Source organism: Xanthomonas vasicola pv. musacearum NCPPB 4379 (assembly GCF_000277895.2).
Taxonomy (GTDB): Bacteria; Pseudomonadota; Gammaproteobacteria; order Xanthomonadales; family Xanthomonadaceae; genus Xanthomonas; species Xanthomonas vasicola.
In genome coordinates, this window is sequence record NZ_CP034655.1 from 1,609,495 (window position 1) to 1,630,990 (window position 21,496).

Consider the following 21,496-nt stretch of genomic DNA (forward strand, 5'->3'; position numbering starts at 1 on the left):
GGGACAGATCCTATCAGCTGCAAAAATCGCTTGCGGTAAGATTTCGTGACATGGCGACATGGCGACATGGCGGGCCGCATGCTCGGGGCCGCCTGTCCCTGCAGCGCGCTTGTTGCGAGCGGCGACGGTCTCCATCGCGACAGCCTGCCGCCCCACAGCCGACGGTCACACCTCGGCCGGCATAATGGCGCTTTGCGAGCAGATGGGTGCAATGGCGTACGAGCTACTGATCAGTGACTGTGATGGCGTTCTTGTCGACAGCGAGATACTGGCCGACCGGGTAATGCGTGAGGCGCTGGCGTCTTTCGTGCCAAGCGAGCCGCTGGAACATCTGCTGGAAACCACCTTCGGGCAGACGACACGCGAGGTGTTGCGGCGGGTGGAAGAGCGCTTTGCGCTGCAGTTGCCGGAGCCTTTACTGGCGCAGATCCAGGCGCGCAGTGAGGCATTGATCCAGGCCCAGGTGCAGCCGATCGCAGGCGTACGCGAGGCGCTGGAGCAGATTCCGCTGCCGTTGGCGGTGGCCTCCAATAGCCGGCGCCATAATGTGATTGCCTCTGTGGAACGGGCCGGGCTCACTGCACGTGCGGCGGGACGTATTTTCAGCGCCGACATGGTGGAGCGGCCCAAGCCGGCACCTGACGTGTATCTGCTGGCGGCACGCACCGCCGGAGTCGCGGCGGAGCGTTGTCTGGTCATCGAAGACAGCCCCACCGGTGCGACTGCGGCCGTTGCGGCAGGCATGCAGGTGTTGGGCTTCACCGGTGCAAGCCACATTCCACCGGGGCATGGCGACACGTTGCGCCGCATCGGTGTGGTCGAGGTGTTCGAAACTATGCGTGATTTACCTGCGTTGTTCGCGCGGCTGGCGCAAAAACGCGCTGGGTAAGTCGATCGCTTGGTGAGTGCAGTGTGCGGTGTCCACGTTCGCGGGATACGTTTTGAACCCATCCATGGATGCTCTTAGTGACATCCATGCGGCCAGGCGCATCGCCGCTTCGCAGATCCGCGGCGTTACGACTGGCGCGCCTGGGCGCTCCACTCGATGCAATAGAACTGAGGTTTGAGTCGGGGCTAGGTTTGGATGCCATCCAAGCGTTAGGTCTAAAACTTCAAGTCAAAGTTCAAAGGCTGGCCAGTTGAGCGCGCGGTGCCTTCACCGCTCGCGGGACACGCCGTAAACCCGGCCATGGGGGGCTCGATGGCGGCATCCATGCCGCCGTCGGTCCCGCAATCGGCGAGGCCACCGCGCCAGCGAGTTGGCTGACAGCCAACGAAAAGCAGTGCACTGCGACGAACAAATGCTGCATGGGTCGATTTGGCTGCTGAGGATCTATTGGCCACGACGTCCGATAGGCGCGGCGACAGACATCGACGGACTTAACGCACAGTCTCGTTGATTGATCGTGCGATGCGCTGCTTGCGCCAGCATACCGACCAACTCGACTGGTCCTTGCTCGCCCACCGGCGCGGGACCGTACGCGGCATGGATGCCGCGTAAGAGCCTGCATGGATGGATTCACGACGTGTCCCGCGCTGGTGGGCGGGCGAGGGCCCTGCAGCAAAACCTCAGGTCAGCTGCTCCGCACCCAATCTATCGCAGTGCCTAATCGCGCCAAGAGACGCTTTTATCAGCCGCTCCTCGCCCCCCAGTTGCCTTCGCGAAGAACAACGCAACAGGGCGCGATTCGCATCGCGCCCTGTTGCGTTTCTACTTCTTGACCAACCAGTCACTAATCGCAATCATCCAGTCAACAACACCGAAACCCACTCTTGCCGCCATAGCGCGCGTCCTGGCGTTCGCGGAAGAAGGCGGGGTAGTCCATCACCGGCTTATCGGGATGTTTTTCCACCATATGCCGGACGTAGTTGTCGTAATCGGGAATGCCGCAGCACAGCCGTGCGGTCTGGATCAGGCGCCGCCAGATGCGGCGGTGCACCTGATATTGACTGGCCAGGACGAGTTGCGTACCCATTACAGGTCTGCCATCTGGTGTGGCTGCAACGCCACGTACGGGGTTTCGCGGTCGGTCCGCTGCGGGTTGCGGCGTGCCACCATGATCGTCTTGATCGAATAGATCAGGATCGACGCCACCACGAACAGAAACAGCACCGTCAGCCCTGTGTTGACGTAGGCGTTGGTGACGATCTGCTGCATCTGCGGCACCGTCTTGGCAGGTGCAGTGATGGTGTTGCTGGCGATCGCCGCCTGGAACTTGTGCGCCTGCGCCAGGAAACCCTGCGCCGGATTGCTGTCGAAGATCTTGATCAGCCCCGCGTAGGTGGTGCACAGCAACAGCCACAGCGCCGGCACGATGGTCACCCAGGCGTAGCGGTCACGCTTCAACTTGAACAACACCACCGTGCCCAGCATTAGCGCGATGCCGGCCAGCATCTGGTTGGAGATGCCGAACAACGGCCACAAGGTCTGGATGCCGCCGAACGGATCGATCACGCCGGTGTAGAGCAGATAGCCCCACAGCGCCACGCAACCGGCGGTAGCGATGATATTGGCCGTCCACGATTCGGTCTTCTTCAATGCCGGGATGAAGTTGCCCAGCAGGTCCTGCAGCATGAAGCGGCCGGCGCGCGTGCCGGCGTCCACCGCGGTCAGGATGAACAGTGCTTCGAACAGGATGGCGAAGTGATACCAGAATGCCATGGTGTCTTTGCCCGGCAGCAACTGGTGCAGGATCTGCGCGATGCCCACGGCCAGCGTGGGTGCGCCGCCGGCACGTGCCAGGATGCTGTGTTCGCCGATATCGCGTGCAGTGGCTTCAAGAACCTGCGGTGTGATCGAAAAGCCCCACTCGCTGATCTTGGCAGCGACTGCGACAGTGTCGGTGCCGACCAGCGAGGCGGGGCTGTTCATCGCGAAGTAGATGCCCGGCTCGATGATCGACGCGGCCACCAGTGCCATCACCGCCACGAACGATTCCATCAACATGCCGCCGTAGCCGATGTAGCGCATGTGGCCTTCATTGGCGAGCAGCTTGGGCGTGGTGCCGGAAGCGATCAGCGCGTGGAAGCCGGAGACCGCGCCGCAGGCAATGGTGATGAACAGGAACGGGAAGATGCCGCCCTTCCACACCGGGCCATCGCCGGTGGAGGCGAATTGCGTGAGCGCCGGCATTTTCAGATCCGGCATCACGACCAGGATGCCGATCGCCAGCGCAAGGATGGTGCCGATCTTGAGGAAGGTGGACAGGTAATCGCGCGGTGCCAGCAACAGCCACACCGGCAGCACCGAGGCGACGAAGCCGTAGCCGATCAACATCCAGGTGATCTGCTTGGCGGTGAAGGTGAAGGCCGGGCCCCAGGTCGGGTCCGCCGCCACCTTGCCGCCCAGCCAGATCGCGGCCAGCAGCAGGATCAACCCCACCACCGAGATTTCGCCGATCTTGCCGACGCGGATGTAGCGCATGTAGACGCCCATCATCAGCGCGATCGGCATCGTGGCGATGACGGTGAACATGCCCCACGGGCTTTCCGCCAGCGCCTTGACCACCACCATCGCCAGCACCGCCAAGATGATGATCATGATCAGGAACGCGCCGAACAAGGCGATGGTGCCGGGCACCTGGCCCATTTCCTCGCGCACCAGATCGCCCAGCGAGCGGCCGTTGCGGCGGCTGGACAGGAACAGCACCACGAAGTCCTGCACCGCACCGGCGAACACCACGCCCACAACCAGCCACAACAGCCCGGGCAGGTAGCCCATTTGCGCGGCGAGCACAGGGCCGACCAAGGGCCCGGCACCGGCGATGGCAGCGAAGTGGTGGCCGAACAGCACGTGCTTGTTGGTGGGCACGTAATCCAGGCCGTCGTTGTTGGCGACCGCCGGGGTGGCACGGGTGATGTCCAGTTGCATCACCTTGTCGGCAATGAACAGGCTGTAGAACCGGTAGGCGATCAAATAGATCGACACCGCCGCCACCACGATCCACAACGCGTTGATGTGCTCACCACGCCGCAGCGCGACGGTGCCCAGGCAGAACGCGGCCAGTAGCGCCAGCGCGCCCCAGGCCAGCTTCGAGAACCCTTTCATGCATGCCCCTCAGGAACGATTCGCCCAAGGGTCCACCCACGCCCGGCTGCGGTCAATGCCAGCCGGGCGCGAGGGGGTAAAACTTTGGTCGTAGGGTGCTACGGTCACAGATAGGTTAGGGGCGCTGCCGCGCTGGCGGCGTTTGGAACGATCGGTTGGAGTGGTCGCGGTTGGGTGTCGGGCGGCACGCACCCATCATTGGCGCTTCGCAACACAGAGCACAGGGGAAGCGATGAGCACCACGACCACCACAGCGGCGCACGTGCTGCGCACGATCCGCGGCATGCCGACCTCCGACGGAGCCGGCGTCAAGCTGACCCGCGTGATCGGTACGCAGCAGCTGCCGGAGCTGGACCCGTTTCTGATGCTGGATGAATTCGGTACCGACAAGGCCGAAGACTATCTGGCCGGTTTCCCCAGCCACCCGCACCGCGGCTTCGAGACGGTGACTTACATGCTCGACGGGCGCATGCGGCACAAGGACAACCACGGCAACGAAGGCCTGCTGACCCCGGGCAGCGTGCAGTGGATGACTGCCGGCCGCGGCCTGATCCATTCGGAAATGCCGGAGCAGGAATCCGGGCGTATGCGCGGCTTTCAGCTGTGGGTGAACCTGCCGGCGCGCGAAAAGATGACCGATCCCAAGTATCAGGAGTACGCACCCGACCACATTCCGGTGGCGCATCCGGCGCCCGGCGTAACTGTGAAGGTGATTGCCGGTACGGTGGGCGAGGTGGTCGGGCCGATCGTGCAACCTGCCACTAGCCCGGTGTATCTGGACATCGCGTTGGAACCGAACATGGAGTGGGAGTACCTGCTGCCCAGCGGGCATAACGCGTTCGCGTATGCCTTCCAAGGCGCGCTGACGGTGGGCGAGGGCGATGCTGCGCGTGCGCTGCCGGCGCAGCAACTGGCGGTGCTGGGTGGTGGTGAGCGCTTGCGCCTGCGTGCCGGTGCCGATGGCGCGCAACTGATTCTGGTCGCCGGCCGCCCGCTTAACGAACCAGTCATGCGGCATGGCCCGTTCGTGATGAACACCAAGCAGGAACTGATGCAGGCATTCGTCGATTTCCAGGAAGGCCGGTTTTGAACCGGCCCGCTTGCACGACAGTGGGAGCGCGCAATGAGTGACCGGCTTGTTAGCGTCAGTACCGGCGCGGTGCCGTACACGGTCAGCATCCACGATGGGCAGCACACCTGGAGTGGCGACACGCAGCCGGTCTACGGTGGCGCCGACGCCGGGCCGGATCCCGAATCGCAGGTGCTGGGTGCATTAGGTGCGTGCACGGCGATCACGGTGTCGATGGTGGCCGCGCGCAAACAGTGGTCGCTGACGGCGGTGCACGTGCATCTGCATTACACGCAGCGCGGCGCTGCCGGCACGGCGATCACCCGCGAAATCGTGCTCGACGGTGCGCTGGACGATGAGCAGCGCGCCCGCTTGATGGAGGTGGCCGACAAATGCCCGATCCATCGCCTATTGACCGGCGAGGTACGCATCGACAGCCAGTTGCAGGCGGCTGGCGGCAGTGACGACACGGCGATTCAAGGCGACTGACAGACGTTTGGCAGTGGTCTTTGAGTTGGGCCGATGGCGAAACCGGAATCGGAACGGGCGATCTTTCCGTGCCGGTTCCGGGCGCGTGCCGACCTGAGCTACTGCTCCAACGTTCGCGCCTGTGCGTGGTCTCGCGCGCCTTGCCGGCGCACGCGGTGGCAACCGGAATCAAAACCGTTGCGCTGCTGGACGCAGCCGGCGAGTTTTGGTGCACGTGCAAGCAGTCTGGTGGTGCCTCTCGCGTGTCGCATCACACGGGTGAGACGCAGGCATGCGAGCACGCAATGGTGATCCGCGGCGACAAGCTGGCCGCACATACCGTCAGATAGTTTCTGCAGTGCGCCGGGCAAACCGGCGCGCTGCTAGGGTGCTACAAGCGACAGTCAGCAGTGCTGTAACGCGTGCTGCGTTAGCGCTGCAGTGCCAGACTGGCCGGCTGCAGATCCATGTTCTGCACCATTGACTGCATCGAAGCGAGTTCTTCGGCGCTGGCGCCATCGATCCACAACTGCGCGTAGCGCTTCTTGCCCAGCTCGACAACGGTGACGCGGCGCGATTCCATGCCCGGCACCTTGCTGCCGCCGAGATCGAGCTTGTACCAGTAGAACTCTTCCTGCTGGATCTGGCCCTTTTCGGCGCGGCGGTCGCGTGCCAACGCTATGTTCGGGTCGCGGGTGGTGAGCATCACCCCGACCACCTGCCGGCCATCGGCAGTCATGGCCTTGCAGACCAGGTAATCGGCACCGGCGAGCTCGTTCCACTGCAAGCCGGAGGCCGGCGGCAACGGCGGGCAGACCGGCGAGCTCTGAGCGTGGGCGGTGGCAGCGGCCAGCAGCAAGCTCAGGCCGACAAGGCAGAATGCAGACTTCATACACGATTCCCCGGCATTGGATGACGATGCGGGCGCGCCACTCTCGTGCCGTTGCAGTGCCCCGAGCTCCCCCCCCGCTCAAGAGCATGCCGTCCACGTAACGCGCTCCGTCTACGCAGCCATCACTACCACAGTTTCGCGAATTGGCTCAAGTGATGTCGCAAACCTGCGTGGCATCGCATGTGCAGCGTGGCACCTCCATTGCGAGACCTGGTGACGGTGCATGTCAGTCAGTGCGCATCGCGCACGGTTTCAAGGGTAATTAACCGGTTTCGGGGCAGGCGTTTCCGGTAACGGAATGAATTCCTTGTCGTCACCGGGAATGCTGCCGAAGCGGCCGGCCTGCCAGTCGTCCTTGGCTTGCTCGATGCGTTCCTTGGAGCTGGAGACGAAGTTCCACCACAGATGGCGCGGCCCATCCAGCGGCTCGCCGCCCAGCAGCATCGCCTTGAGTGGGGTCTTGGCGCGCAAGCGGCCGCGGGCGCCGGGCGAGGGAACAATGAGATGCCGAGACGGCACGTCGGCACCATCCAGTTGCGCCTCGCCTTCGAGGATGTACAGGGCGCGCTCGGCGTGCCCGGTGTCCAGATCGAGCTCGGCATCGGGCGCCAGATCCAGCGCCACATTGAGCGTGCCGCTGAACACCTGCACCGGCGATTCCTCGCCGTAGGCGCGGCCGGCAATCACGCGCAGCCACACACCGTCGCGGCGCTGCTGCGGCAGGCTGGCTGCCGCGTGGTGATGGAAGGCTGGCGCGGTTTCTTCGGCCGAACGCGGCAGTGCGATCCAGGTCTGCATGCCGTGTAAGGCGTGTTCGCGTGCGCGCTCCGGGCCGGGGGTGCGTTCGGAATGCGCGATGCCGCGGCCGGCGGTCATCCAGTTAACGTCGCCGGGGCGGATCACCTGATCCGAGCCTAGCGTGTCGCGATGGCCGATTTCGCCGGCCCACAAAAACGTCACCGTGGCCAAACCGATATGCGGGTGCGGACGCACATCGATGCCGTGATCCGGCTCCAGCACGGCCGGGCCCATGTGGTCCACGAACACGAATGGCCCGATGCTGCGCGCCTGCAAGGTGGGCACGGCGCGGCGCACTTCCAGCCCGCCGATGTCATGCACGCGTGGAGCGATCAGGGTGGTCATGGTGGCGGCTCGCGACGTAATGGGAGCCAGAGCTTGGCATGCGCGCGGTACGGCATGCGCGTGTTTGACCGCGACGGAATGTTCTGTGCGCGGCGTGCGAACAGTCGCGCAAGTGACGCGCTGCGTGGCGTGGCGTCTGCCTGTCGCTAAAGCAGGCTTGCCTGCGTGGGCACCTCGATCTCGCCGCGGCGCGAGGCCAGCCGGTCGGCCAGACGCGTGGGCTCGGGCAAGCGATACGCTCGCAGCATGCGCAGGGTCCAGTCGAGTGCGCCTTGCATCGACATGCGATGGCCGGGCGAGACGATCAAGGGATTGCAGCGCAGCTTGCTGCGCAGCGCCCAGCCGATCTGCGCGCCACCCAGCAGGATCGGCGTGTGGTCGCCACGTTCCGGGCCGGGCTCGGTGAAGCTACCGGCCAAACGTTGCTTGGCGATGCCGATGCACGGCAGGCCGGTCACCACGCCGAAGTGCGCTGCGATGCCTAGCTTGCGTGGATGCGCGATGCCCTGGCCGTCGATGAAGACCAGATCTGGCATGCGCGAGAGCAGGGCTAATGCCTGCAGCAATGCCGGTAGTTCGCGAAAACTGAGCAGGCCGGGCACGTACGGCATCGAGGTCGGCACGCGCGCCACATGCGTTTCCAGCGGTAGCAACGTGTGCGCATCCAGCAACACCGCGGCCGCGCGCGTGGTCTGGCCCTCGTCTTCAAACCCGACGTCGAAGCCTGCGAGCAACTGCGGCGTTGCGCTTACCTCATCGCGCAGCAGCACGCGCTGGGCCAGTTGCTGTTGCAACTGTCGCGCCTGAATCACGCTGCCGTCCCAACCGGCGAAGACGGGGTCGTTGGTGTGCATGGCAATAGCATCGCGCGCTGTCCGTGGCGATCTCGTGCACGCCTGCGATGCACGCGCTGCCGCTACAATCGCAGGCTGATCGGCCCCAATCGGAGAACCGTAGTGACCCGCAAACTCGTACTGCTGCGCCATGGCCAGAGCCAATGGAATCTGGACAACCGTTTCACCGGCTGGGTGGATGTGGAACTCACCGAGCAAGGCCGCCAGGAAGCTGTGGCGGCCGGCAAGCTGATGAAGGACGAAGGGCTGCAGTTCGATGTCGCCCACACCTCGGTGCTCAAGCGCGCCATCCACACGCTGCAGGGCGCGTTGAAGGAACTCGACCAGGATTGGTTGCCGGTGTCCAAGAGCTGGCGCCTCAACGAGCGCCACTACGGCGGCCTGCAGGGGCTGGACAAGGCCGAAACCGCGGCCAAACACGGCGAGGAGCAGGTCAAGATCTGGCGCCGTTCATACGACATCCCGCCGCCGGCGATGGACGTCAACGATCCGGGTCACCCGTGTCACGACCGTCGCTACGCCACGCTCGATCGCAATGCGTTGCCGGGCACCGAGTCGCTGGCGACCACGCTGGTGCGCGTGTTGCCGTACTGGCACGACGCGATTGCGCCGCAGTTGAAGGCCGGGCAGACCGTGTTGGTGACCGCGCATGGCAACTCGCTGCGTGCGCTGTACAAGTACCTCAACGACGTCTCCAACGAGCAGATCTTGGAGCTCAACATCCCCACCGGCATCCCGCTGTTGTTCGAGCTGGACGACAACCTGCAGGTGCGCAGCTTCCGTTACCTGGGCGACCCGGAAGCGGCCAAGCGCGCAGCCGAAGCGGTGGCCAACCAGGGCAAGGCGAAGTAATCGCCGCTGGTGGTTACAGCGCTGCGTGCATCGCGCGCAGCGCGTGTTTGTTGCGTGGGCATGCGGCTGCAAGATGTTGCGTGCTGTGTTGAATGGAAGCGGTGCGTGGGCCTGAAGCGCACACGCACTGCGCTGATGTGCAGGCGAGACATGATGTCCGGCAAACGTAAAACGCGGCAAATGACGGCTGTTTACTGTCGCGCCTATCTGGTGACGTTGGGCATGCTGGTGGCAGCAGGCAGTGGCTTCGTCGCTCTGGCCGCTGGCGACATCTCAGGCGCCGGGCTGGCGCTGGCGTTGCTGATCTGCGCGCTGGGCGTGCTGCTGCTGGGGTTCGGCGTCATCGGGCCGGTGCGACAAATGGAAGCCGTGGCCGATGCGACATCCGGGCATGAGGCAGCCCTGGTGCTGATGGTATTGGCGTATCCGGTGTACCTGTTGATGGCGCCGTTTTACGCACGGCGGTGACTGCATGCGATGGCGCGCGCTGCGCCGGGGTGCAGGTGTTGCTTGAAGCAGCGTGTTGTGGCGTTGGTGAGACGCGCACGCAGCGTGTGGTTGCAATGACTTTCGCTAAGGCGCGGCAGCGGATGTTAGGGCGCTGCGGTGCTGCTGCAGCGATGTGGTTTAGCCGGTTGCAGAGTGACTGATGAAGAGGCAAGCGCCGTTTGATGCGCTGTTCTTCGTCGGCTCCTGACCGGCTGTGGACTTTTTTCGACCGTGCATGCGCGGTCATGCCTTGGAGAATTCAATGAAGTTGAGCAAGTTCGCCCCGCTGTCGCTCGCGGTGGCTATTGTGGCTGCGCTGTCTGCGTGCGGCGCCTCCGACGATACTGCCAAGGTGGCGCCCACCGCAGCGCAGGCGGTAGCGACCAAGGTTGATGTGTCCAAGCTTGATGCACCGATCGTGGCATTCGGCAGCGGCGATCTGGATCCGTCCATCGCGGCGTGCCAGGACCTCAATGGGTTCGTCAACGCCAAATGGCTCAAGGCTAATCCGGTGCCATCCGATCGCACCAGCTGGGGCAGCCTCGAGGTACTGGCCGAGCGTTCGTTGACCATCCAGCATGCGCTGGTGGAGCAGTTGGCGCGCGGCAGTCTGTCGGCCGGGTCGGTGGATGCCAAGATCGCCGACCTGTGGCGCACTGGCTCGGATGAAGCGGCGATCGACAAAGCCGGTATCACGCCGCTGCAGCCGCAGTTGACGACCATCGATGCGCTGACCGATGCGCCGGCCATCGCGGCCTGGTTGCGCAACAGCTATGCGCAAGGTCAGGGATTCGTGTTCTCGTTCGGCGCCAATGCCGATTACAAACATTCCGAGCAGATGATCGCCTATGCAGGGCAGGGCGGTCTGGGCTTGCCCGAAAAGGGCTATTACACCGACCCGGCGCAGGCAAAGATCCGCGCGCAGTACGTGGCCTATATCGCACGGGTGCTGGAGCTGTCGGGCATCCCGGCCGCGCAAGCGGCCACCCAGGCCAAGGCGGTGATGGCGTTCGAAACGCGTTTGGCCAATGCGTCGTTGTCGCGGATCGAACTGCGCGACCCGGCCAAGCGCTACAACCCGGTCGATGTGGCCGGCGCCAATGCAATCACGCCGCACTTCGACTGGAAGGCGTTCTTCGCCGCGCTCAAGGTGCCGGCCGGCACGTTCTCGTTGAGCCAGCCGGGCTATTTCGCCGAGCTCGATGCGATGTTGGCTGATACACCGGTCGACACCTGGAAGGCGTATCTGCGTTTCCATAGTATCGACGAAGCGGCGCCGTATCTGGCCAAGCCGTTCGAACAGGCCAACTTCGATTTCTATGCAAAGACGCTGCGCGGCCAGCAGGACATGCTGCCGCGCTGGAAGCGCACGTTGAATGCGGTGAACGAGGCGATGGGCGAGGCACTGGGCCAGCTCTATGTGCAATCTGCATTCCCGGCCGAATCGAAGGAGCAGATGCAGCAATTGGTGCAGAACCTGTCGGCAGCGCTCAGGCGCGGCTGGAAAAGCTCGACTGGATGAGCGCAGGAACCAAACAGCGCGCACTGGAAAAGTGGGCCAGCTTCACGCCGAAGATCGGTTACCCGGACCAGTGGCGCGATTGGTCGGGCCTGGAAACGCGTGGCGACGGATTCTTGGCCAACATGCAGGCTGCGCAGGCATTCAACTACCGCTACATGCTGGACAAGATCGGCAAGCCGGTCGACAAGCGCGAATGGCACATGACGCCGCAGACGGTGAATGCGTACTACAACGCCACCCGCAACGAGATCGTGTTCCCGGCGGCGATCCTGCAGCCGCCGTTCTTCGACCCCAAGGCCGATCCGGCGTTGAATTACGGCGGCATCGGTGCGGTGATCGGGCATGAAATGATGCACGGCTATGACGATTCCGGCAGCCAGTTCGATGCCAAAGGCAACTTCGACACGTGGTGGACCGCTGCGGACCGCAAGCTGTTCACCGAGCGCACCGATCAGCTGGTGGCGCAGTTCGACGGCTATGAAGCGATCAAAGGCGTGCACGTCAAAGGCAAGCTGACCTTGGGCGAAAAGATCGGCGACCTGGGCGGCCTGACCGTTGCTTACGATGCCTTGCAGATGGCATTGCAGAAGCAGCCTGCTGCCAACAAGGAGATCGACGGCTATTCGCAGGACCAGCGCTTCTTCATAAACTGGGCGACGGTGTGGCGCCGCAACTTTACCGATGGCGAATTGCGCGTGCGCTTGAATACCGACCCGCATGCGCCGGCGAATTTCCGGGCCAACGGTGCACCGTCGAACATGCCGGCGTTTGCGCAGGCATTCCAGTGCAAGCCCGGCGATGCGATGGTACGCGGCGACAAGGAGCGCGTGGCGATCTGGTAAGTCGATAGCATAACTGGTATGCCTATATTTAATTATTTGACGACTTTCTTCGTTAAGGACGACATGTTTGACTTGATTAAAATTTTTCTGTTAATTTAATAGGGCCTGAATCACAGGCATACAAGGATGGCCGTATGAAAAAGTTACTTGCTCTTGCCGTAGCTGGATTTGCAATGGTTGGCTCGTGGGGCGCTATCGCCCAGACTCTTCCCAACGGCCCTGTCGCAAGTCCGCCTGGATGGAGTTGCGCTGCTAAAGGAGGAGCTGTTTACTGCGTGAGGAAAGGTCCCAACTGAGTAACAAGTGTGCAGGGTGTCCCTGCACACTTCTTCTTGCAGGCTAGGGTGATGGTTAAATGACACGCTTAAAAATAATTCTCTTGTTGATTTTCTTTAATTTATGTGGATGCGCAACATCTACAGTGCGGAAAATTGAGAAGGGTATGATTCTCCCTGATGGTGTTGAGCAGGTTAAGTTGAGCTCTAATCAGAAGTTTTTAATGGCTACCCCTGTCGTTAATTCGATGCCGCCATTTCCAGTTGAGGCAACTGGCTTGGTCGACATTCTTATATGCATTGAATTTGTGGTTATGGAAGATGGCTCCGTCAGTTCTGTACGACAAATTGATGCCTCGCCTGGATGCGAGCGAGTCAATAGCGAGAGTAGTAAAATATTCGCTCCAGAAGTATTAGGTGCTGTTACCCATTGGTCTTTTCTGGGTGCGGCAATCTGTAGCTACAAAGTAAATGAAGCGGAGTGTGATGGTCAAGGTGTGGAAATAACCCCGATACCAATCAAGCTTGCTTACAAATTTAATTTTCTACAGTCGAACGGTGTTCGGAATGTATCTGCAGGCAAAGTCGAATAATTCTTATTCGGCTAGAAGAGTTTATTATTTTGAAAATTTCCTCAAATTGGAAGAAGGTTCCGTTAGTATTTTTTTTGATACTCTTAATAGGAGTGTCGACTATATCTTTAAAAGATCTATTTTACCCTGATTCGGTAGTAGTCACCGAAACCACATCTCATCCGCATGTAGGGCGGATTCTCGTTTCGATCTCGGCGATGGGGCGTATCAGTGCTAAATCTACTGTGGCAGTCGGGACACAGGTTTCTGGTGAAATATCAGAGGTAAGTGCAGACTTCAATCAATCAGTTTCAAAGGGTGAGATCATAGCAAAGATTAATCCAGCGCGCTATCAGGCACAGCTGCAATCAGCCGTTGCTTCGCTTTCTGGCGCGCAGTCATCTTTGGAGCGAAGTAGTGAGCGTGCGTCGCAATCGCTACGAGATTTACAGAGAGCGCGTAAACTTGCAGATCAACAGTTAGTAGCTAAAGCCGACTTGGAGAAAGAGCAGGAAACACAGCGTATTGCCGAATTAGACATGCGTGCAGCCCAGTCATCGGTCCAGTCACTCCAAGCTGCAGTGCAAAGCGCGCGATATGATTTGGATCAGACTATTATTCGTTCTCCTGTTCATGGGGTCGTTCTGGAGCGCTTGGTCGAGTCTGGACAGACAGTAGCATCGTCTTTCGAAACTCCCACCCTATTTCGTATCGCCGAAGATCTTTCTAAACTAAAGATCGAGTTGGCAGTTGATGAGGCTGATATAGGAAAAATTATTGAGGGAAATCCCGTGTATTTTTCAGTTGACGCGTATCCGAATCGCAAGTTTGAAGGGGTAGTGGTGCAAAGGCGCATTGCGCCAAATATTCAGGGGAATAATGCAACTTTTCCAGTTGTTGTTGAAGTTACTAATCCGGAAGGTTTTTTAATTCCTGGAATGTTAGCGGACGCTACAATCAGCGTGGCGGAACGAATCAATGTCCTAAAGATACCGAGCGAATATCTGGTTCCAAGCGCCGGTGGCAATGAGATCCCCACATTTGGTGCGATCCAAGACGCGATCAAGGAGAACTTTAGTACGGTCGGGCTAACTAAGAGGCAGCAAAAGTCGCTTGAGACTGAGCTGGTAATGAAGTTGCCTGAGCAAGGAATAAAATCACGTGTTCCTAGTGAATTGGTGAATTTTTTTGGTGCAGCGGCTGCGTCGCGTATTGTTGTGATAGATGATGAAAGTGGTGATCCAGTAGCTGCAATAAGGAGAGACAGAAAGCAGCGGTTGGGTGAGAAATTTTTTGCTTTTCGATCAACTTTAAATTCTTCTCAGCAACTTGTATGGGATCAGCTCTTGAGTGATCTAGTCGAGAGTCGGTATGCCAGCGTCTTAGTGAAAAATGGTGATAAGGTCATCAAACGTTCAATACTTATTGGGATGAATGATGATGTGTCAACGCAAGTCTTTTCCGGTCTGGCCACGCAGGATCTTATTGTCCTGCAAATTAATAATTTTCAATGAACCTTGATACGCCAGCAATTAAGTTATCTGGTGTTAGTAAGGCTTATCGAGGGGCCATGAAGCCTATCGGCGCCTTAGATAACGTCGATTTAACTGTGTCGCAAGGGGAGCATATTGCAATAATGGGACCTTCAGGCTCCGGGAAGTCCACATTACTTTCTCTGATCGGTTGTTTGGATCGTCCAGATAGTGGTTCTTATCATTGTCTTGGTTTCAATGTCCTGGAATTATCTTCTGCTAACCTGGCTGCGTTCCGTAATTCCAATATTGGTTTTGTTTTTCAAAATCTGAGTCTTTTGCCAAGATTATCGGTTTTGGAGAATGTGGCGCTGCCCTTTGAGTATTCTGATTTGTCTTATAAAGACGCTATTTCACGTTCGTGCACAGCGCTGGAAAAGGTAGGGATGCTGAATCGCGCTCAATCTTTTCCTCGGCAATTATCAGGTGGGCAGCAGCAGCGTGTCGCGGTTGCACGCGCGATGGTGAACAAGCCAAGCCTTATCCTTGCCGATGAGCCGACGGGTGCATTGGACGAAGAGTCCGCAAGCGAGATAATCTTGCTTTTGAACGGATTGAAGGCATACGCTCGAACGATCGTTGTTGTAACTCACGATATAGGGGTTGCCAAACATGCCGACCGTATCATTTATCTCCGCAATGGGCGAATAAAGGTATGAGTCGATTACAAAGAACTTTAAAAAACGCGACAAGAAGTATTGCAGTCCATCCACTTCGATCACTTCTGACATCACTCGGGATCGTCGCTGGTGTCGCAGCTGTAGTGATTGTCACTTCCATAGCTGAAGGGACGCGAAGAGAGATTCAAGCTAGTATCGAATCTCTAGGGGCAGATCGCATTGACGTAATTTCAGGAACCATGAATGGCGTGAAGAATGCAGCTTTGCCTTTCGGAGGGCTTTATATGCTTAAGGACAAAGACGTAGAAGATATTAATCGAATCGCCGGTGTTCGGATGGCTAGCGGAATGCTTCGCGGGAGCGCAGACGCGAGTTTTGGAATCTCTAAGTCGACGCTGGCTTGGATTGGCGGCGGCCCCGGTATAGTGGACATATTGGGATACGAGATTCAGCAAGGTAGGAACTTCACTGAGGCGGAAAGTAGTAGCGCAAGACGGATCGTACTTCTCGGTGAGGCAACGAGTGCAAAGCTCTTTGGTAAGACTAAGCCGATTGGATTACGTGTCCGGATCAATGGATCTGCTTTCATTGTGATTGGCACCATGAAGCGACGAGGGATTTCGGTGGCAGGGCAAGATTTAGATGAAATTGCAATTGTGCCGATCAGATCTGCGAGAAGAAATTTGATGGGAGATTTTCCGCTGCCGCCAAATGCTTTGCAGCAAATCAGTCTTCGCTTCAATAATGGAGTTCAAGAAAATATCTTGAGCGAGCGAATCGCGCAACGTTTGCGTAAGACTCACAAGTTAGCAGTGAGTGAAATTCTAGATTTCCGTATCACGGGTGTCGCTGAGTCGGTAAAGGTAAGTGGAATGGCTAATCGAGCAATGTCGCTGCTCCTAATTTCTGTAGCGGCAATTTGTCTTTTCGTAGGGGGCATTGGTGTCATGAACATCATGCTAGTTTCGATCTCTGAGCGCATCGGGGAAATTGGTTTGCGAATGTCTTTGGGTGCGTCTCCAAATAATATTTGCCAACATTTCCTTGCGGAGTCAGTACTGTTGTCCTCTATCGGTGGTGGCTTAGGAGCTTTATTCGGTATTATTGGCTCGCATCTCATAACGAGGCAGCAGGGATTGGCGACGCAAATCAATTTGCTTGTACTTATTATAGCGATCGTCGTGACAATTGCGACCGGAGTTGTATTTGGGATGTGGCCAGCACTTCAGGCTGCTCGGATGCTACCAGCCGAAGCCCTTCGACGTCTTTGACATTCAGTTAACAACGAATTCTAGAAGGTTGATACTTGTACCTGATTAGCCCATCGCTCAGCCGGCAGTTGCAGGATTTGCGACGAGTCGGTTGGACAACGGTCCCACGTGAAGGCAACGGAGGTGGGGCATGGGCATCAACAGTGTGCAGTTTCGCTAGGCTTTTCGCTGAGCGCGAGTTAGTTGATCGCTATGGAACCGAAGCCAAGTGTTACCGGGCGTTGTATCGGTGGCGCTGGCCGAAGGGATTTCGCTGCCCGCAGTGCGACGGCCGCGCGCGTTCGCGCTTTCGACGCGATGATCAGGTGTACTACCAGTGCCGGGCGTGCCGGCATCAGACCATCTTGCGTGCTGGCACGCTTTTCCAGTCCAGCAAGTTGCACTTGCGCCTGTGGATGCAGGCGATCTACCTGCTGAACTCCAGCAAGACCAACCTGGCGGCGCTGGAGTTGAAGCGGCATCTTGGAGTGAACTACAAGGCGGCCTGGCGGATGAAGCACAAGATCATGCAGGCGATGGTCGAGCGCGAAGAACCGCGAAAACTCAAGGGTTTGTGCAAATCGACGACGCTTACCTGGGCGGCGAACGGACGGGGGGTAAGCGCGGGCGAGGCTCGGAGAACAAGCAGCCATTCGTGATCGCAGTGCAAGTGGACCGGTAATCCCCCCGCTTTTAGCGGTCGCCAAAAGTGGAGCTATGCGGTCATCGCCAATTTCATCGCTGGGGTGATGCCGCCCAGCGCCATGTTGGGGCGCTCGTGGTTGTACGTCCATAGCCAGCGTGTGGCCTCGTCCTGAACCTGCTCGATGGTGTCGAACAACGTTGTGGCCAGCCAGGCATAGCGGACGGTACGGTTGTAGCGCTCGACGTAAGCATTCTGCTGTGGTTTGCCCGGCTGGATGTGGTCGATCCGAATGCCGCGCTGCTGTGCCCAGGCTAGCAGCGCGCCACTGATGTACTCCGGGCCGTTGTCACAGCGAATCACGCGCGGCTTGCCGCGCCACTCGATGATCTGATCCAACGAGCGGATCACCCGGGCCGATGGCAACGACAGGTCGACCTCGATCCCCAGACCCTCGCGATTGAAGTCGTCGAGCACGTTAAACAACCGGAAGCTGCGACCATCGGCCAACTGGTCGTGCATGAAGTCCATCGACCAGAACTGGTTGATCGTCTCCGGCACCGCCAACGGCTCTGGCCGCTCGCGCACCAGCCGCCTCTTCGGCTTGATCCGCAGGTTCAATTCCAACTCCCGGTAGATGCGGTACACCCGCTTGTAGTTCCAGCCAAAGCCCTTCACGTTGCGCAGATGCAGGAAGCACAAGCCGAACCCCCAATCGCGATAGGTCGCGGTCAGTCTCACAAGCCAATCAGCAATCTGGGCGTTCTCCTGGCTGGCCTTGGGCTGATACCGAAAGCAGGTCTCGCTCAGCGCAAAGGTCCGGCAAGCATGCCGGATATTCGTGCGGCCTTCTTCCACCGCCCATCGGGCCATCTCCCGGCGTTGAGATGGCCTTACCATTTTTTTGCCATCGCCTCCTTCAGCAGGTCAGCGCTGAGTTGGGCATCGGCGTACATCTTCTTCAGCCGCCGATTTTCGTCCTGCAGCTCCTTGAGCTGGGATATCAACGACGCATCCATGCCGCCGAACTTGCTGCGCCACTTATAGAACGTTGCCGAGCTGATGCCGTGTTCGCGGCAGAGCTCCGGCACTGGCGTGCCGGCCTCGGCCTGTTTGAGCACGGCGATGATCTGGCTGTCGGTGAAGCGGGATGTCTTCATGGAACCTCCTCGGAAAAGGGTACGAGAAAATTCCACTTCTGGCGTCAGCTAACCTGCGGGGGGATTACCAAGGTACCTTGATGCGCGGTGTGGAAATGGTGCTGCGCATGTTCAGCATCAACCGCCGCATGCACAACAAGGCCTGGATTGCCGATGGCCGCATCGCGGTGGTGGGTGGGCGCAATGTGGGCGACGAATATTTCGATGCGGCGCGCGACACCAATTTCATGGACATGGATGCCGCGCTGATGGGGCCGGCGGTGGGCCAGGCCGAGCAGGTGTTCGATGCGTACTGGAATAGCCCCAATGCCTTGCCGCTGTCTGCGCTGGTCACCGCAAAGCCGCAGGCACTGGAGGCGTTGCGTGGCAGCCTGGACGCCGGCATGGCATCGTCGCGCGCACATCCGTATGTGGAGCGCTTGCAGCGTTCGCCTAGCGTGCGCGAACTGATGCAAGGCGACCGCCCGGTGCATTGGGTGTCGCAGGCGCGCATCGTCTCCGACCCGCCGGAAAAAGCGGCGGGCGCGCCGCCGCAGGCCGACTGGATGACGCCGGTGCTGATTGGCGAAATGGCGCATGCGCAGCACGAACTCAAGGTGATTTCGCCGTATTTCGTGCCGGGCGACGAAGGCATGCGCTGGATCGGCAACCTGCGCCAGCGCGGTGTGCGGGTGAGCATCCTGACCAACTCGCTGGCGGCCAACGACGTGGTGGCGGTGCATAGCGGCTATGCCGGCTATCGCGTGCCGCTGCTGCAGCAGGGCGTGCGCCTGCACGAACTCAAGCCGATGGGCAAACCGGACGGCAGCCTGTTCGGCTCCAGCGGCGCCAGCCTGCATACCAAAGCCTTCGTGGTGGACGACAGCAGTGGTTTCATCGGCTCGTTCAACCTGGATCCGCGTTCGATGAACCTCAATACCGAGATGGGCCTGCTGTTCAACGACCGCGTGGTCACTGCGGAACTCGAGCGCTTGTACAACCACAAGGTCAGTGCGCCGGTGAGTTACCGCGTGACCCTGGACCAGGGCAAGCTGCGATGGCACGACGATGCTGCGCAACCGCCCGAGGTGTGGTCGCGCGAGCCGGCCGCAAGCGTGTGGCGGCGTGGCGCAGCGACGGTGATGGGCTGGTTGCCGCTGGAGTCGCAGCTGTAGCGATTTGATAAGCGTGTTGCTTTCGCCGCCCTTTGGGCACCTTTTCCCACAGACGGAAGAAGAAAGTCTGCTGGCCCTTCCATTGATGGGTGAAACGCGCGTTGGCTTTTCGCAGACGCAGTCGTCCTGTCAGATACGTTTAGCGGGTGACGCGCACATCCGTCGCGTTACTGCAGCTGCGTCACGATCTCGCGCGCCATTGCGCCCAGCGGCAGGATGCGGTCTGCGCCGCCGCGCTTGATCGCTTCCTTGGGCATACCAAACACGATGCTGGTTTGCTCGTCCTGCGCCACCGTGCGTGCGCCGGCTTGCCGCATCTCCAGCAAGCCGGCGGCGCCATCGTCGCCCATGCCGGTCATGATGATGCCCAGCGCATTGCTGCCAGCCGCACGCGCGGCCGAGCGAAACAGCACATCCACCGACGGGCGATGCCGGTTGACCGGCGGGCCTTCCAGTACTTCGACGAAGTACTGCGCGCCGCTACGACGCAGCAGCAGATGTTTGCCGCCGGGCGCGATCAATGCACGGCCTGGCATCACGCGGTCGTTGTTGGCAGCTTCCTTCACTGCGATCTGGCACAGGCCGTTGAGACGCGCAGCGAAGGCAGCGGTGAACTTCTCCGGCATGTGCTGCACGATCACGATGCCGGGGCAGACGCGCGGCAATGCAGTGAGCACTTCTTCCAGCGCCTGGGTACCGCCGGTGGAGGTGCCGATGGCGACAATGCGTTCGGTGGTCTGCGCAAGCGCGCGCCCGCTCTGCGCCGGCAGGATCACATCGGCGGTGTGTTTGACCTCGGTTTCCAGCGGCGCGGCAGTTACGCGTGCGGCCAGCCGTTTGACGTTGGCGCGGGCAGCGCTGCGCACGGTGGCCACCAGTTCGTCGGCAGAGTCGGTGAGAAATTGCTTGAGCCCCAGCCGCGGTTTGGTCACCACCGCCACCGCGCCAGCGGCCAGCGCATCCATGGTGACGCGCGCGCCTTTTTCGGTGAGCGTGGAGCAGATCACCACAGGTGTGGGTCGCTCACTCATGATCTTGCGCAGGAAGGTGATGCCGTCCATGCGCGGCATTTCTACGTCCAGCACGATCACGTCCGGCCACTGCTTGCGCATTTTTTCGATCGCAAGCAACGGGTCGGCGGCGGTGGCGATCACCTCGATGTCGGCCGCGTCGTTGAGCACGTTCACCAGCACCTGGCGCACCACCGCCGAATCGTCGACCACCAGAGCCTTGATGGTCTTGGGGCTGGCGGTCGGGCTGGCAGTGGGGCGGTTGAACGCTGTCGACACGGTGAATCCTTGGGTCATGCCTTGCGGAAAATCGAGGGCGCCACCTGGACCAGATCGATGTCGAGTTCGCTCAGGCTTTCCGAATGGCCAATACAGAAATGCCCACCCGATTTGAGGTTGGACAGCACGCGCAGGATCACTTCGCGTTTGGTCTGGCCATTGAAATAGATCATCACATTGCGCAGGAAAATTGCATCGAAGCTGCCCAGTGCCGGCAACGCGGTATTGAGATTGGCGTGCACGAACTGCACGCGGTCGCGCAGGCGTCGTTCCACCAGCAAGGTGCCGTCGTAGTCGCCCTGGCCGCGCAGGCAATAGCGTTTGAGATACGCCTGCGGAATGCCGTCAATGCGTTGCAGTGCGTAGTGGCCGGTACGCGCCTTGGCAAGCACGCGGGTGCTGATGTCGCTGCCCACCACTTCGAACGGGCGGCCCTGCAAGGTGTGGTCCAGCACCATCGCCATGCTGTAAGCCTCTTCGCCGCTGGAACTGGCCGCGCTCCAGCAGCGAAACGGCAACGCGCCACGGTGTTCGCCGGCCAGCTTGCGTAGTAGCTCGAAATGCTTGGGCTCGCGGAAGAAGTAGGTTTCGTTGGTGGTGAGCAGGTCGATCGCGGTCTGAATCTCGCTGCGGTCCTGGCGGCTTTCCAGCAGCTGCAAATACTGCGTATAGGTGCTGAATTGATGCTCGCGCAGACGCTTGCCCAGGCGGCCGCACAGCATGGCTTTCTTGCCGGAAGAAATGCTGATGCCGGCGGCTTCGAAGATGAAGCGCTGGAAGCGGCCGAACTCCTGTTCGGTGATGGCGGTGGCGGTACTCATC

Annotated in this window: 17 protein-coding genes and 3 pseudogenes; 12 read left to right on the forward strand and 8 right to left on the reverse strand. The window is 60.0% G+C overall.

The features are described from left to right. Positions 1–184: 184 nt before the first annotated feature. Positions 185–889 (forward strand): HAD family hydrolase, encoded by a 705-nt coding sequence (locus KWO_RS07570; RefSeq protein ID WP_017112230.1) that lies wholly within the window; start codon positions 185–187, stop codon positions 887–889. Positions 890–1,751: 862 nt separating this feature from the next. On the opposite strand, the gene KWO_RS07575 is transcribed toward KWO_RS07570, so the two are convergent. Continuing rightward, positions 1,752–1,976, reverse strand: coding sequence for a YbdD/YjiX family protein (locus tag KWO_RS07575; RefSeq protein ID WP_010369449.1), 225 nt, complete (start codon positions 1,974–1,976; stop codon positions 1,752–1,754). Then, a complete protein-coding gene (locus tag KWO_RS07580; RefSeq protein ID WP_010375482.1) occupies positions 1,976–4,048 on the reverse strand; it encodes a carbon starvation CstA family protein in 2,073 nt (690 codons plus the stop codon). Before KWO_RS07580 ends, KWO_RS07575 begins: the two co-directional genes overlap by 1 nt. Before the next feature lie 232 nt (positions 4,049–4,280). Here KWO_RS07580 and KWO_RS07585 point away from each other — a divergent pair, with 232 nt between their 5' ends. Beyond that, positions 4,281–5,138, forward strand: coding sequence for a pirin family protein (locus KWO_RS07585; RefSeq protein WP_010375484.1), 858 nt, complete (start codon positions 4,281–4,283; stop codon positions 5,136–5,138). 33 nt (positions 5,139–5,171) lie between these two features. Next, positions 5,172–5,606 (forward strand): OsmC family protein, encoded by a 435-nt coding sequence (locus KWO_RS07590; RefSeq protein ID WP_010375486.1) that lies wholly within the window; start codon positions 5,172–5,174, stop codon positions 5,604–5,606. A gap of 409 nt (positions 5,607–6,015) precedes the next feature. Here KWO_RS07590 and KWO_RS07600 read toward each other — a convergent pair whose 3' ends face one another. The 3 genes from KWO_RS07600 to nfi form a co-directional block, all read right to left on the reverse strand. Next, positions 6,016–6,477: a hypothetical protein gene (locus tag KWO_RS07600; protein ID WP_010369463.1), complete on the reverse strand. Its 462-nt coding sequence runs from the start codon at positions 6,475–6,477 to the stop codon at positions 6,016–6,018. A 252-nt stretch (positions 6,478–6,729) separates the two neighbouring features. Continuing rightward, complete coding sequence (locus KWO_RS07605; protein WP_010375490.1) at positions 6,730–7,620, reverse strand: pirin family protein; 891 nt, start codon at positions 7,618–7,620, stop codon at positions 6,730–6,732. 146 nt (positions 7,621–7,766) lie between these two features. Continuing rightward, positions 7,767–8,474, reverse strand: a complete 708-nt coding sequence (gene nfi / locus KWO_RS07610) for a deoxyribonuclease V (RefSeq protein ID WP_010375492.1) — start codon at positions 8,472–8,474, stop codon at positions 7,767–7,769. Between the two features lie 102 nt (positions 8,475–8,576). Between nfi and gpmA the strand changes: the two genes are divergently transcribed. The 8 genes and pseudogenes from gpmA to KWO_RS07650 all read left to right on the forward strand — a co-directional run. Next, positions 8,577–9,326, forward strand: coding sequence for a 2,3-diphosphoglycerate-dependent phosphoglycerate mutase (gpmA, locus tag KWO_RS07615; RefSeq protein WP_010375494.1), 750 nt, complete (start codon positions 8,577–8,579; stop codon positions 9,324–9,326). Between the two features lie 153 nt (positions 9,327–9,479). Continuing rightward, positions 9,480–9,794 (forward strand): hypothetical protein, encoded by a 315-nt coding sequence (locus KWO_RS07620; RefSeq protein ID WP_026113272.1) that lies wholly within the window; start codon positions 9,480–9,482, stop codon positions 9,792–9,794. Between the two features lie 283 nt (positions 9,795–10,077). Next, positions 10,078–12,179, forward strand: a pseudogene (locus KWO_RS07625) (M13 family metallopeptidase). A 355-nt stretch (positions 12,180–12,534) separates the two neighbouring features. Continuing rightward, positions 12,535–13,047: a hypothetical protein gene (locus KWO_RS07630; protein WP_126709080.1), complete on the forward strand. Its 513-nt coding sequence runs from the start codon at positions 12,535–12,537 to the stop codon at positions 13,045–13,047. A gap of 197 nt (positions 13,048–13,244) precedes the next feature. Further along, entirely contained in the window at positions 13,245–14,540 is a 1,296-nt protein-coding gene (locus tag KWO_RS07635) for an efflux RND transporter periplasmic adaptor subunit (protein ID WP_082320270.1), read from the forward strand. Then, complete coding sequence (locus tag KWO_RS07640; protein WP_010375500.1) at positions 14,537–15,217, forward strand: ABC transporter ATP-binding protein; 681 nt, start codon at positions 14,537–14,539, stop codon at positions 15,215–15,217. Before KWO_RS07635 ends, KWO_RS07640 begins: the two co-directional genes overlap by 4 nt. Positions 15,218–15,321: 104 nt before the next feature. After that, entirely contained in the window at positions 15,322–16,449 is a 1,128-nt protein-coding gene (locus KWO_RS07645) for an ABC transporter permease (protein ID WP_230597630.1), read from the forward strand. 130 nt (positions 16,450–16,579) lie between these two features. Further along, positions 16,580–17,104, forward strand: a pseudogene (locus tag KWO_RS07650) (IS1595 family transposase); the annotation flags it as partial. Between the two features lie 39 nt (positions 17,105–17,143). Here the strand turns inward: KWO_RS07650 and KWO_RS07655 are convergent. After that, positions 17,144–18,231 (reverse strand): IS3 family transposase gene (locus KWO_RS07655; RefSeq protein WP_227479791.1). Its coding sequence is split into 2 segments (ribosomal slippage): positions 17,144–17,979 and positions 17,979–18,231, totalling 1,089 coding nucleotides; the frame shifts between segments, so codons are not numbered across the junction. 68 nt (positions 18,232–18,299) lie between these two features. Here KWO_RS07655 and KWO_RS07660 point away from each other — a divergent pair. Continuing rightward, positions 18,300–19,385, forward strand: a pseudogene (locus KWO_RS07660) (phospholipase D-like domain-containing protein); the annotation flags it as partial. Between the two features lie 167 nt (positions 19,386–19,552). Here the strand turns inward: KWO_RS07660 and KWO_RS07665 are convergent. After that, complete coding sequence (locus tag KWO_RS07665; RefSeq protein ID WP_017113073.1) at positions 19,553–20,692, reverse strand: protein-glutamate methylesterase/protein-glutamine glutaminase; 1,140 nt, start codon at positions 20,690–20,692, stop codon at positions 19,553–19,555. Further along, positions 20,689–21,495 (reverse strand): CheR family methyltransferase, encoded by an 807-nt coding sequence (locus tag KWO_RS07670; protein WP_010369497.1) that lies wholly within the window; start codon positions 21,493–21,495, stop codon positions 20,689–20,691. The genes KWO_RS07665 and KWO_RS07670 overlap by 4 nt, the downstream gene beginning before the upstream one ends. Position 21,496: the final 1 nt, after the last annotated feature.

Excerpts from the sequence above, each read along its gene's own strand:
- KWO_RS07570 (WP_017112230.1), top strand. The coding sequence starts at position 185 with ATGGCGCTTTGCGAGCAGATGGGTGCAATGGCGTACGAGCTACTGATC.
- KWO_RS07575 (WP_010369449.1), bottom strand. The coding sequence starts at position 1,976 with ATGGGTACGCAACTCGTCCTGGCCAGTCAATATCAGGTGCACCGCCGC.
- KWO_RS07580 (WP_010375482.1), bottom strand. The coding sequence starts at position 4,048 with ATGAAAGGGTTCTCGAAGCTGGCCTGGGGCGCGCTGGCGCTACTGGCC.
- KWO_RS07585 (WP_010375484.1), top strand. The coding sequence starts at position 4,281 with ATGAGCACCACGACCACCACAGCGGCGCACGTGCTGCGCACGATCCGC.
- KWO_RS07590 (WP_010375486.1), top strand. The coding sequence starts at position 5,172 with ATGAGTGACCGGCTTGTTAGCGTCAGTACCGGCGCGGTGCCGTACACG.
- KWO_RS07600 (WP_010369463.1), bottom strand. The coding sequence starts at position 6,477 with ATGAAGTCTGCATTCTGCCTTGTCGGCCTGAGCTTGCTGCTGGCCGCT.
- KWO_RS07605 (WP_010375490.1), bottom strand. The coding sequence starts at position 7,620 with ATGACCACCCTGATCGCTCCACGCGTGCATGACATCGGCGGGCTGGAA.
- nfi (WP_010375492.1), bottom strand. The coding sequence starts at position 8,474 with ATGCACACCAACGACCCCGTCTTCGCCGGTTGGGACGGCAGCGTGATT.
- KWO_RS07620 (WP_026113272.1), top strand. The coding sequence starts at position 9,480 with ATGTCCGGCAAACGTAAAACGCGGCAAATGACGGCTGTTTACTGTCGC.
- KWO_RS07630 (WP_126709080.1), top strand. The coding sequence starts at position 12,535 with ATGACACGCTTAAAAATAATTCTCTTGTTGATTTTCTTTAATTTATGT.
- KWO_RS07635 (WP_082320270.1), top strand. The coding sequence starts at position 13,245 with ATGGGGCGTATCAGTGCTAAATCTACTGTGGCAGTCGGGACACAGGTT.
- KWO_RS07640 (WP_010375500.1), top strand. The coding sequence starts at position 14,537 with ATGAACCTTGATACGCCAGCAATTAAGTTATCTGGTGTTAGTAAGGCT.
- KWO_RS07665 (WP_017113073.1), bottom strand. The coding sequence starts at position 20,692 with ATGACCCAAGGATTCACCGTGTCGACAGCGTTCAACCGCCCCACTGCC.
- KWO_RS07670 (WP_010369497.1), bottom strand. The coding sequence starts at position 21,495 with ATGAGTACCGCCACCGCCATCACCGAACAGGAGTTCGGCCGCTTCCAG.